The 12,751-nt window shown below is 46.0% G+C and carries 10 protein-coding genes; 6 read left to right on the plus strand and 4 right to left on the minus strand.

Going from position 1 to position 12,751, the window contains the following annotated elements:
• Window positions 1-20: 20 nt before the first annotated feature.
• Entirely contained in the window at window positions 21-1,748 is a 1,728-nt protein-coding gene (gene poxB / locus AC1DE7_RS30035) for a ubiquinone-dependent pyruvate dehydrogenase (RefSeq protein WP_282321182.1), read from the plus strand.
• Between the two features lie 323 nt (window positions 1,749-2,071).
• Complete coding sequence (locus AC1DE7_RS30040; protein ID WP_076250445.1) at window positions 2,072-2,827, plus strand: SDR family NAD(P)-dependent oxidoreductase; 756 nt, start codon at window positions 2,072-2,074, stop codon at window positions 2,825-2,827.
• Between the two features lie 108 nt (window positions 2,828-2,935).
• Here the strand turns inward: AC1DE7_RS30040 and AC1DE7_RS30045 are convergent, their stop codons facing one another.
• The 4 genes from AC1DE7_RS30045 to AC1DE7_RS30060 all read right to left on the minus strand — a co-directional run bounded on the left by AC1DE7_RS30045 (window position 2,936) and on the right by AC1DE7_RS30060 (window position 6,385).
• Window positions 2,936-4,120, minus strand: coding sequence for an MFS transporter (locus AC1DE7_RS30045; RefSeq protein WP_477535772.1), 1,185 nt, complete (start codon window positions 4,118-4,120; stop codon window positions 2,936-2,938).
• A gap of 228 nt (window positions 4,121-4,348) precedes the next feature.
• Window positions 4,349-4,633 (minus strand): ArsR/SmtB family transcription factor, encoded by a 285-nt coding sequence (locus AC1DE7_RS30050; protein WP_036613842.1) that lies wholly within the window; start codon window positions 4,631-4,633, stop codon window positions 4,349-4,351.
• Between the two features lie 170 nt (window positions 4,634-4,803).
• Window positions 4,804-5,145, minus strand: a complete 342-nt coding sequence (locus tag AC1DE7_RS30055; protein WP_477535773.1) for a ribosomal protein L7/L12 — start codon at window positions 5,143-5,145, stop codon at window positions 4,804-4,806.
• Between the two features lie 40 nt (window positions 5,146-5,185).
• Entirely contained in the window at window positions 5,186-6,385 is a 1,200-nt protein-coding gene (locus tag AC1DE7_RS30060) for a cytochrome P450 family protein (protein WP_477535774.1), read from the minus strand.
• Window positions 6,386-6,574: 189 nt separating this feature from the next.
• On the opposite strand from AC1DE7_RS30060, the gene AC1DE7_RS30065 reads away from it, so the two are divergent.
• The 4 genes from AC1DE7_RS30065 to AC1DE7_RS30080 all read left to right on the plus strand — a co-directional run bounded on the left by AC1DE7_RS30065 (window position 6,575) and on the right by AC1DE7_RS30080 (window position 12,736).
• On the plus strand, window positions 6,575-7,552 hold the full coding sequence (locus AC1DE7_RS30065) for an aldo/keto reductase (RefSeq protein WP_477535775.1): 978 nt from the start codon (window positions 6,575-6,577) through the stop codon (window positions 7,550-7,552).
• A 419-nt stretch (window positions 7,553-7,971) separates the two neighbouring features.
• On the plus strand, window positions 7,972-9,072 hold the full coding sequence (locus AC1DE7_RS30070) for an ATP-binding protein (protein WP_477535776.1): 1,101 nt from the start codon (window positions 7,972-7,974) through the stop codon (window positions 9,070-9,072).
• Window positions 9,060-11,528 carry a DUF5682 family protein gene (locus AC1DE7_RS30075; protein ID WP_477535777.1) on the plus strand — a complete coding sequence of 823 codons (2,469 nt, stop codon included), beginning with the start codon at window positions 9,060-9,062 and terminating at the stop codon, window positions 11,526-11,528. The genes AC1DE7_RS30070 and AC1DE7_RS30075 overlap by 13 nt, the downstream gene beginning before the upstream one ends.
• The gene (locus AC1DE7_RS30080; RefSeq protein WP_477535778.1) at window positions 11,513-12,736 is read left to right on the plus strand and encodes a VWA domain-containing protein; all 1,224 of its coding nucleotides are present in this window, start codon (window positions 11,513-11,515) and stop codon (window positions 12,734-12,736) included. The genes AC1DE7_RS30075 and AC1DE7_RS30080 overlap by 16 nt, the downstream gene beginning before the upstream one ends.
• The last annotated feature ends 15 nt before the right edge of the window (window positions 12,737-12,751 follow it).

Here is a 12,751-nt window from a genome sequence, read left to right on the forward strand (position 1 = left end):
TTAAAGGAGACTCACCTATTATGAAAAAAACAGTCGCGGACGTTCTGGTTGAATCCTTATTGAACGCTGGCATCAAACGTATATATGGCATTGTTGGAGACTCCTTGAATGCGGTACTCGACTCCATTCGTCGTTCTGGGAAAATTGAATGGATTCATGTACGACATGAAGAAGTAGCTGCATTTGCTGCTGGGGCGGACGCTCAGGTCAGTGGAAGTATCGCTGTCTGCGCAGGTAGTAGTGGTCCTGGTAATATGCATCTGATCAATGGTCTGTACGATTGTCACCGCAATCGTGTTCCTGTACTCGCCATCGCTGCACATATCCCAAGTGACGAGATTGGCAGTGAATATTTTCAGGCGACCCATCCGGAGTATCTGTTCCAGGAATGTAGCGATTATTGTGAAGTCATTACAACAGCCAAACAGATGCCGCGTTCTCTGACGATGGCCATTCAGACAGCAGTTGCACGTTCAGGTGTGTCCGTCGTTGTATTGCCGGGGGATGTAGCAGGACTTGAAGCAGCGGATCTGCCTGTGCCTGAGCATGTGTATCACGCAACCAACCCCGTGGTACATCCCTCTGAGCCTGAACTCGTGAAACTGGCGGAATATCTGAATGAAGGCAAAAAAATCACGTTGTTGTGCGGTGCAGGCTGCGCGGGCGCTCGGGAACCCCTCATGCAGCTCTGTGATCGATTGAAATCCCCGATGGTTATTGCGCTAAGAGGCAAGGAATATTTGGAGTATGACAACCCCTATTCCGTGGGTCTTACGGGTTTAATTGGGTATTCATCCGGTTATCATGCCATGATGGACTGTGATGTATTATTAATGCTGGGAACGGATTTCCCATATCGTCAATTCTATCCCGAAGATGCGAAAGTCCTTCAGGTCGACATTCAATCTTCCCATCTGGGTCGGCGCACGAAGCTGGATTACGGCGTATGTGGGGATGTGAAAGCGACCATTGAAACTTTGCTTCCTTATCTGACAGAAGAACACAGTGACAAACATCTGCGTAAAAGTGTGGATCGTTATGTGAAAGTACGCAAAGATCTAGACGAGCTGGCCGTTGGAAAACCGGGTAAAAAGCCCATTCATCCGCAGTACCTGACCAAGGTCATTAGTGATGCAGCAGCTGAAAATGCCATCTTCACCTGTGATGTCGGTACTCCGACAGTATGGGCGGCCCGTTATATCGAGATGTCTCGTAATCGCAGACTGCTCGGTTCATTCAGTCATGGTACGATGGCAAACGCTTTGCCACAGGCAATTGGTGCTCAGGTCGCTGATCCGGGCAGACAAGTCATCTCGTTGTCGGGTGATGGCGGTATTACGATGCTGATGGGTGATCTGTTGACATTGAAACAGCATAATCTGCCGATTAAAGTTGTGGTGTTTAATAATGGAGCACTCGGTTTTGTTGAGCTGGAGATGAAAGCTGCCGGATTCCTGGAATCGGGAACAGAGCTTATTAATCCCAACTTTGCGATGGTTGCTCAAGCCATGGGCATGGAAGGGATTCGGGTTGAGGATCCGGATGAACTCGAAGGAGCTGTACAGCGTGCGCTTCAGCATGATGGTCCTGTGCTGATTGACGTGGTGGTGAATCGTCAGGAATTGTCCTTACCTCCGAAGATTGATATCAAACAGGCGGAAGGATTCACCTTATGGATGATGAAAGCCGTGCTCAACGGACGAGGGGACGAAATTATTGAATTGGCAAAAACGAATTTGCTGCGTTAAAGTGTTTTGATAAGCGGATATGCACCGTTTGAAGTTATAGAGATACCGAATTAAAAAGTATTGTATTTGTAAAAGAGGAGCATGCAACAAGACGTAATAGTTGTGTGCTCCTTCAATAAAAATGCTGAAAATGTGACAGGTGATATAGTATGAATACATATTATATGATTTGTTTTTATGTCGAAAGTCTATTAGAATAGGTAAAGTCAGGAAGGTTTTATGCCATTTTTGACCTACATATTGCATCATTGCATGTAAGTACGTTTCATATCGTATTCATCGATCCAATCACAAGATGACACACACACATGGAGGAGATCAACATGAGTCACGCAGGAAAAGTAGCCATTATTACTGGAGCAGGAAGTGGATTGGGCCAAGCAGCAGCATTGAAGCTGGCTGAGAAGGGTGCATCCATTGTCGTTGTGGATCTTGTCGAAGAGACAGGTCTTGAAACGGTTAAGCAGATTGAGAAGCTGGGAAGTAAAGCTATTTTTGTACAAGCAGATGTAAGTAAAGCACCTGAAGTTGAGAATTATGTGAAAAAAACAGTCGAAGAGTTCGGACGAATCGACATGTTCTTTAATAATGCAGGTATTGCAGGTCCTGGTATCAAGCTGATCGAACATACAATTGAGCAGTTTGACCAGATTATTGATATTAACCTGAGAAGTGTATTCTACGGGTTGAAGTATGTAATTACTGAAATGCTCAAAACAGGTGGAGGTTCCATTCTGAACACGGCCTCTACGGCCGGTATTGTTGGTGTACCCGCAGTTGCACCATACGCAGCAACCAAACATGGCGTAGTGGGCTTGACCCGCACAGCTGCGATTGAATACGGCAAGGACAACATTCGTGTAAATGCGATTGCCCCAGGTACAATTGAGACACCGATGGTCATTCAGTTCGGTAAAGACAATCCTGAAGTGTTCAAGGCAACTGTTGACAGCATTCCATCCGGACGTCTGGGCAGACCGGAAGAGATCGCGAACTTGGTTTCCTTCCTGCTTGGAGATGAAGCGCCTTATATCAATGGTGCAGTATATCCGATCGATGGTGCAGTTACGGCCCAATAAGAGTTCTGCTTATCGGTAATAGAATAGCCGTTAAAATGCTTAAAGAGAGGCAACTGTATACGTACAGTGCCTCTCTTTTTGGTTTGTTTTTTGTACTACAAATTCATATCATGCAACGTTGTGCGATGTATTGGTTTGTGTACTTTTGAGAGGTGCTGAACGATACGAGCCTATAACGATGATGACGGCAACAGCGACTCCGACAGCGCCAATCCAGGTAATGGATGATAATGAAACGTTGCTGACCGCGATTCCGCCAATACCTGCGCCGGTAGCCATGGCTAATTGCATAACCGAACTATTCAGACTTAGCATAATGCCAGAGGATTCCGGAGCCATGGTGATCAGGTTATATTGCTGAGTTGGACCCGAAGACCAGGCGGCAAAAGACCACAAAATCAGAACAAGGAAGACAGCCAGATGAGAGCTTGCCGTTATATTCAACAGGACCAGACTTACGATATGCAATGTCATGCCTGTGATCAGCGTTCGTTTGACACCCAATCGGTCAGCACTGAACCCTCCAACTTTTGAACCGATCAGACTTGCTATGCCAAATGCAAGTAAAGCTGAACTGAGTAGTGCTTCGCTCATTCCTGAAACGGATACAAGGTAAGGTGAAATGTACGTGTAGGCAATGGAATAACCACCTAACCAGAAAAATGTCACCAGCAGTGCCAAAACAATTCGTGGCTGTTTGAGCAAAGACAGTTGTTTCTTCAGCGGAACAGGCGCTTCTGCTTTGGAAGGCGGAATGGCGGCCGCGATTACCAGCATGGCGAGAACTCCAAGAACGGCGATACCGGCAAAAACAAGCTTCCAATCCCAAGATGCAGCTACAAGCCTTCCGAGCGGAACGCCAACGATCAAAGAAGCCGTAAATCCAGTGATTACTGTGGCGATTGCACTAGCTTGTTTGCCCTCCGCCGCTATTTGGGAAGCAACCGTTAATGCCGTGACAACAACAACGCCCGCGCCTAAAGCCATCAACACTCGTGTTGCGACGAACAGTCCATAACCCGGCAACAGGTAAGCAAGAACATTAGCCACAACGAATAGACCGAGGAAGTATAGCAACAGCTTGCGACGGTCCCAGCGCGAAGTCAGTGCAATAATGACAGGTGTACCGAGCGCATATACGAGTGAAAAAATTGTAATGAGCTGTCCGGCAGCGATTAAAGAGATATTCATGGTATCTGCAATGCGATCCAAAATGCCAGCAATGACATATTCGGACGTTCCTACAAGGAAACTGACCAAGGCAAGAACATAGATTTTGAGCGTAGAAGACATGGAAACATAACCTCTTTCTGATTATTATTATATTTTTAGAAATATAGAAATAAAGACGATAGAACAAGACATGAATGCTCTAAATGCAACCCATCTGCGCGAATGGTAATGCTACAACCTAGATAATGAATATTGGTATAAGCGTAAACTTAGGTGACCTAGTTTTACTAATAAATATTGTACATTGCTTCAATATTTCTAATTATATAGAAATATAAATCAAATTTTTTATTTATTTAGCAGATAGGGAACAAACTTTTGTGCGGTCTCCGTGTTTAGGCTGTAGTAGATATACGTACCCTTCTTCTGCGATGTGAGCAGGCCGCAATCGGATAGCTGTTTCAGATGATGAGACAGAGTTGATAGCGCAACCGTAACAAGGCGGCTCTCCAGATCAGCAGGACACAGGTTGCTTTCGCCCGATAAAATCTGAATGATTTTGTAGCGTGTTTGCTCGCCCAGTGCTTTATGAATTTTGACGACTTGTTCAATCTCATTTGAGTTTGATTGCATAATGATCGGTCCTTTCGTCTTTATTTCTTATTTCTAGTAATATAGAAATAACAGTAGCATATGTCGTTTGAAAAGTAAACTCTCGGTGAAGATTCCAGACTTTCTACTGCGTCTGTGTTAACAGCCGAAAGTCTCGAGTAACTTCCCCCGAGAGTTATGTGAGTTGTATATTACCGATCGAGAGAATCAACATAGTCTTTGGCTTCCTTCAACGAAAGACCTCTGGCTTCACGCAGTCGTTTGATCGCCATAATTTTTTTCCCTTGTTGTATCAGTGTAAGCAGTTCCTGATCCAGATCCGTTTGGGCTGGTTGGCTTGTGTGGGAAAGAGATGCTTCTTTCGGCGACAAGGTGTAATTGAAGTCGGATCGGACGCTGTCGGTTGAACCGTTCTCCAGACGCTCGACATCTCTTTTCAATTCATTTAATTGGCGTTGCAGGCTGGTGACTCTGACCAGTAACACAAAGATCAGAAGCAGCAAAACGATCGATACCAAGGTGTTCATTTCCATGATGTAATGTGCCTCACTTTCATTTATTCATATTTAGCCATTATTTTAGTTGAACCGGGATTTCCTTGACACCACGAACATTCATACCAGGTCTCCATTCCAGTTCATTCACATCTGCCTGAAGTTGTATATTTGGAAAACGATTCAGAAGTGTGCTGACTGCAATCTCACCTTCCAGACGAGCAAGCGGTGCTCCCAAGCAGAGATGAATGCCTTTGCCAAAAGCCAGATGCGAACTCTTCTCGCGTGTGATATCGAAAATATCAGCATCCTTAAACTGCTGTTCGTCCCGGTTGGCGGAATCAAGCGCAACAATGACAAGATCACCTTGAGCGATACGTTCTCCACGGAATTCAATATCTTCCAGAGCCCAGCGGGATGTGCTGAACTCCACCGGTCCGTTATAGCGAAGCATCTCTTCAATGGCATTGTGAATAAGCTCGGGCTGGTTGATGAGCAGTTCGCGTTGCTCCGGATGCTCCAGCAGGGCGAGAATCCCATTTCCAATCAGATTCACGGTTGTTTCATGACCGGCAATAATTAATAAGGAGACAACGCCAAGCAGTTCTTGTTCAGTTAACTGCTGCCCGGATTCTTCCGCAATAACGAGCTGGCTGATCAGATCAGTGCCGGGATCTTGGCGAACTTTTGCAAACCAGGCCGTAAGGTAATCCGTAAACTCCCTGGCATGTTGCTCAAACAGCTCGGCGCTCTTGGCTATGGAAGCATCAATTATCGTATTGGACCAGATGCGGAATTTGTCACGATCGTCAAGAGGGACTCCCAGAATTTCACTAATGACAATGATGGGCAGTGGGAAGGCAAAGTCATCGATCAGATTCATTTTTTCCTGTGACGGGAGGTTGTCCAGCAGTTCATCAGCAATGCCCTGAATATGGCTCCGCATGTCTGCGACCAGTTTGGGTGTGAATGCTTTCTGCACAAGTCCCCGAAGACGTTTATGATCCGGCGGATCGGAGAACAACATATTATTGGAGAAGATGCTTTGATTGTCAGCGCCGTAACGTCGGACCATATCTTTGCTGAAGCGAGGATCTTTCAGGATCTGAACTGCATCCTCGTATCGCGTAATAATCCAGCCGAATTCCCCGTGAGGAAACATGACTCTGAAAACAGGCTCCTCTTTTCTTAACATTTCATATACCGAGTAAGGGTTATGCGTGAATTCTTTCGTGAAAAACGCTGGCTTTGAGGACTCGTTGGATTCATTCGGATTCAAATGCAAAATCTCCTCTCATATTCCTGCATAATACCTGCACCCTCTATATATTCAATACACAAGCTTTTGAAACCTTGTTTTTTCTTCATATGGATGATAGAGCAGGAAAATAGAGGAAGATGGAAGAAGACATGGTAGAGAGAATCGGTTATTATGCTTGGTAAAAATGAAAATGAGGTGAACGCTGACATGTCTTACGCACAACTTCCTTTGCATCATCACCAGATTCCGGCAAGTCGAATGGTTCTTGGCTGTATGCGGTTTGGGGGTGAATGGGATGGGTTCCCCATTACTTCAGATCTTGTCGTAGAAGGTCATCAAGCGGTAGAGGCAGCTATTGAAATCGGCATTAATCACTTTGACCTGGCGGATATTTACACACGTGGTAAGGCAGAGCATGTCTTGGGACGAGTTTTATCCGAAACTCCCGGTTTGCGTGAACAGATCATTATACAGTCGAAGTGCGGTATACGTCTTGTGGGTGATGATGAAGGACCGCAGCGTTATGACACCTCAGGTGCACATATCCTGGCGAGTGTGGACGGTATCCTGGAACGGCTCGGAATCGGATATCTGGATATTTTGCTGTTACATCGTCCTGACCCACTTGCCCATCCGCAAGAGATTGGAGAAGCACTGGCTGAGCTGCATCATTCCGGTAAAGTGCGCCATTTTGGTGTGTCTAACATGGGTTCTGAACAGATTCGTCTTCTTCAGCTTCATAGTAAAGTACCTCTGATTGTGAACCAGCTGGAGATGAGTCTGGACAAAATCGGATTCGTAGAGGCTGGTGTGACGGTAAATCGTCCTCAAGCCAGAGACAACGTGTTTCCCTATGGCACGATGGAATATTGTCAGGCAGAGCATATTCAACTGCAAGCTTGGGGTTCCCTTGCTCAGGGGCGATTTACTGGCAGGGTAGTTGAGGGACAGCGTCCTGAACTTGAGCATACGGCTCAATTAGTTGATCGAATGGCTAAGGAGCGTGGAGTTACACCGGAGTCTATTGTATTGGCTTGGTTAATGAAGCATCCAGCAGGGATTCAACCTGTCATTGGTTCGATTCGACCAGAACGTATTCTGGCCTGTCGTGATGCAACGAATATTGAACTTACCCGTTATGAGTGGTACGAGCTGTATTCCGCCTCATGCGGGCGTAGAATGTAAGTAGGAACTTCTAAGAGATTGGTTGTTTCGATCAAAATTCATAGATATTGGGTGAAAATTGAACATATAAGAAGACACAGGCTCTGATGGCCTGTGTCTTCTTTGTAATAATGGGCTTGATTTGGTTGAAACACACGATCGAAAGTGTAATGATTCCTAAGGTCATATGGCCTACAATGCTTTTAAATGGGTAATAAGCATGCTGATTCTGATCCGAAACCAGTGTGTTGGCACGGCTGTAAGGATATTTCACCTTCATATTTGCGCTAGAGGCTATGTCCATGGACTTAGAAGAAGTGCTGATAAGAAGGACGTTTCAACCATTTTTATCGTTTTACCGGGTAGTTGCTGGAGTGCTGTGATAAAATGATAGGAATAAGAACATACGATCTGTTTACGTGAGAGGAGACACCTTGACGATGGAGATGCTTAAACCACCCGCCGAGACATTATACGAGGTTGAATTACGTGCGCTGCGAGAGGAAGATCAGGGGAAACGTCCCCCGAACTGGCTGTTATCTCCCGCCTATGTGCGCGATTTTATTATTGGCAGGGATAAGCCTGCGTTATTAAATGGAGAAGAGATCACGATTACCCGCAAATTCTATGGCAATGACGTGTTAATTGAACGTGCAGTGGTTACTCTGGCAGGCAATCGAGGATTAATGCTCGTGGGAGAACCCGGGACAGCCAAGACCATGCTTAGCGAACTGCTGACCGCAGCGATCTCCGGTACCAGTTTAAACACGATTCAAGGTACAGCAGGCACAACAGAGGATATGATCAAGTATTCCTGGAATTACGCCATGTTGCTTGATAAAGGCCCTTCGGAAGCTGCGCTTGTGCCATCACCGTTATATAACGGCATGAAGAAAGGTATTCTTACCCGTTTTGAAGAGATTACACGTTGTCCGGCTGAAGCGCAGGATAGTCTGATCAGTATTCTCAGTGACAAGGTTATGAGCATTCCTGAACTGGATGGTGGTGTATTGTTTGCCCAACCGGGATTTAACGTTATTGCTACAGCCAATATTCGGGATAAAGGTGTAAACGAAATGAGTGGTGCATTGAAACGTCGGTTCAATTTTGAAACGATCAAGCCCATTCATAACGTGAAGATGGAAGCCAAAATTATTGAATCCCAGGCACGAAGCCTGTTATTACATAGTGGAATTGATATTGACATTAACTCGGATGTGGTTGAATTGCTGGCTACAACATTTATGGAACTACGCACCGGCATGACACGGGAAGGATACAAGCTCGATACCCCTCAAGCATCCATGAGTACGGCGGAAGCAGTGTCTGTCTATGTCCAGAGTGCGATGACTTCCTATTATTACGAAGATAAAGCTATTGCACTGGATCGGTTGGTGCAGAACATGCTGGGCACCATTGCGAAGGAAAACGACAAGGATCTGTCCATTCTCAAAACCTACTTCTCCAAGGTCGTAAAAGAGCGTTCCAGAGAAGAGGGAATGTGGAAGGACTATTATGAGGAGAGAAAATGGATCGGTTAACAGCAGTTCTGGACCCTGATGTTGAGCAGTTACAATCCTTGTTCGAGTCCCAGGTATATAACCTGAGTAATCATACGGTTTATTATCCAATACGACACCATAGCCCTGCATGTTCATATCACTTGTTACGATTAATCGGGGACTACAAACCGGATATTATTCTGATCGAAGGACCGGAGAGCGGTAATCCATTAATTTCGGTGCTGAGTGATGAGGCAACGATACCTCCTGTCAGTCTGTACTATACCTATGAGAGTGAATTGGAGAGAGAAGCTTGCTATTATCCGATGCTTCGTTATTCGCCTGAATATGTAGCTTTGAAAGAAGCAAAACGGCTGGATATTCCGGCGAAGTTTATTGACCTGGACTATCAACACTTCTCCACTCGTGCATCCAAATCCGGCCAGACAGAACAAAAGGAGATCTCCATTCAGGACGAAACCTTGCTTGCGGGGTCTGATTTCATTAACCGATTATGCCAAAAAACAAACTGCCGCAGTTTTGATGAATTGTGGGAAAAGGTGTTTGAAATTGGCGGTCTGGAGAAATCCACTCGGGCATTCGTGCAGGATGTATTCACGTATTGTACCTTATCCCGAATGTGTTATTCCACGGAACGATTACAGTCTTCAGGTGATCTGGCAAGAGAAGCACATATGAGACAACGTATTAATCAAGCGGTGCAGGAGCATGACCGTGTGCTTGTCATTACCGGTGGATTTCATACGTATGGACTGTTGATGTCAGAGAAACATGAATCCCAATTGGAACAGCCAGAAATGGATAAACGGCATACAGACCAACGTTTGGATGGACAAGGTAAACCAGGAACGTCTCAACAAAGTGCGGTTAATCCAGATACGGTTCACCAACAAATGTACCCAATGGTCTATACCTTTGCTGAAGCGGATCGGCTCAATGGATATGCGAGCGGCATGCCTTATGTTAATTATTACGATCAGATCTGGAACCAGCTGCTTCGCAAAAAGAGTACACCGTATAATCTAACGGCTCTGGACTTGTTATCTCGGCTGATGCGCCAATTACGGGATGGACACGAGCATGTATCAACGAGTGATGCAATTGAGGCGTACAGCATGATTCAAGGTCTTGCCGGGCTTCGTGGTAAAAGGGAAGGCGGCGTCTATGAGTTGATGGATGCAGCACTCTCTTCCTTTGTGAAGGGTGAGCTTACCTTGGCGACTGATAAACCGCTGCAAGAGCTGCAGCAGTTATTGACAGGAGACGTCATTGGAAGCGTGGCTCCCAATTCATTCAGTATTCCCATCGTGGAGGACTTCAAGGCTCGTTGTACAGAGTACAAACTGCAGATTCGTACAACAGGCCAACACAAGAAAGTGCTGGATCTGTATGCGAAACCGGAGCATCGTCAGATAAGCCAATTGATTCAATGCATCACCTATCTGGTTCCGGAATTCGCGAAACGGCAATCGGGGCCGGACTGGATCGCAGAGCGTGATATGAATCTTGTTCGCGAAACATGGGTTTATATGTACTCATCTCGCATTGAAGCCAGATTGATAGAGAACTCTCTCTATGGTGGAACACTTGCCGGGGCTGCTACACGCAAAATGGAAGAACAGATGCAGGAAGTACCGGATCATCATAGCGGTGAACTTGCCCGACTCATGCTTCAAGCGCTGCTCATGGGACTTCAGGACACTGCGATGAAACTCTATGAACAGGTCCGCTCAGCGCTGAGAACGGACGGGAATTTTCTATCCTTATGTAATAGTCTGCATGTCTTGAACCGAATTCATCAACACCGCAGGCTACTGGGACTATCTGACGAGCAACAACTCCCTGAGCTAGTATCCGAGGCTTACAGGAATGCCGTAGACAAGTTGTTACAGCTCTCCAGAGCCAATCCGGATGAACATGAAGCCATTATTCAGGGATTGAAGCTGTTAGCTATGCTCGCGGAGTCATCAGAGGGGTATTTTCAGGATGAGACATTCCGAATACATCTGAATGAGCTTCTGTCGAATTACCAGCTTCCGGCTCAGCTGGAGGGTGTGTGTGTCGCTATTTCCTCAGGGCTCGGTGACAGGCCCAGGGATGAGATTGTTGATCGTGCTCGCGGGTATATCCATGGTACACCGGATCAGACCCGTCAAACGGCACTTTTTTTACAGGGAGTATTCACTGTAGCACGTGACGCTTTTTTATATGAAGAACAGCTCTTGTCTGAGTTGAATTATTTGATTGAACAGCTGTCATACGAGGATTTCATCAGTATGGTACCGGAATTGCGGCTGGCATTCACCTACTTTACACCCATGGAGACGGGCTTGATTGCTGAACGGGTGGCGAGTCTGCATCAGGTTGAGCCAGAGGAGATGTTGAGGCCTGCGGTGGATGAGCAGATGCTGATTCAGTCCAAAGCATGGGACGAAGCGCTTCGAAAGGAGTTTGCCGCATGGAAGCTAATATGAATGAAGCGAATCGGACAACGGCCGAAACCGGAGAAATCAATGAAAGTTCCAATACGGATGGAAGCAACCGAGGGGATCAACATTCTGCTGAAACCTTAAATCGATGGCGTCTGATTCTCGGTGAATCGGCGGAAGAAGGGTTGTGTAATACAGACCAATACACTTCTGCTGAATTTCAATATACGGAAATCGATGAGATTCTGGGGTATCTGTATAACCGTGAATACGGTGAAGAACAAGGTTACCGAAAAGAGGGAGGACGCGGTGCGTCTAACCTGACTGTACCAAAATGGCTGCACAAAGTAAGGGATCTATTCCCCAAACCAACGGTAGAAATTTTGGAAAAACAGGCGCTTGATCGTTATGGGCTGACAGAATTGTTAACGGACAAAAAGCTGCTTGAATCCCTTGAACCCAACATGAATCTGCTCAAGAACATTATGCAGTTCAAAGGACGGATGAAAGGTGAGGTATTAAAGAGCGCCAAGGATATCGTGCGAACTGTGGTTGAAGAGCTCCGCAGCAAGCTGGAATCGCAGACCCGAGCGAGTATCATGGGCAAGCGCAGTCGCTATACCTCCAGTTCAGTGCGATCCTTGCGCAATCTGAATTTCAAGCGAACCATCACCAAGAATTTGAAGAATTACGATAAAAACAAGCGCAGGTTTGTGATTGATCGTCTGTATTTCGACGGGAATATCCAGCCCCATAACAAGTGGAACATCATCATTGGTGTGGACGAGAGTGGCAGTATGCTGGATTCAGTCATCTACAGTTCGGTAATGGCGAGCATCTTCTATCGCTTGAATGCGCTGCGCACGAAATTATTCATATTTGATACGCAGGTTGTTGATCTGAGCGACAGGCTGGAAGACCCCGTAGACGTGCTCATGAATGTACAGCTCGGTGGGGGGACACATATTACCAAAGCGTTGCGATATGGCGAAACGTTAATCGATAATCCAGGCAAAACGATCTTTATTCTGGTCAGTGATCTGGAGGAAGGGTACCCGATCGCGCAAATGTATAAAGCCTGTAAAGATATTATTGATGCAGGATGCAAGCTACTGGTTCTCACCGCGCTCGATTTTAACGGGGATTCAGTCTATAACAAACATGCCGCACAGACATTAACCAATATGGGGGCACATGTAGCAGCAATTACGCCTAACGAACTCGCGGATTGGATTGGCGAGATCATCACTTAAATTCAAGGAGGAATG

The organism is Paenibacillus sp. 10L310 (assembly GCF_056395745.1).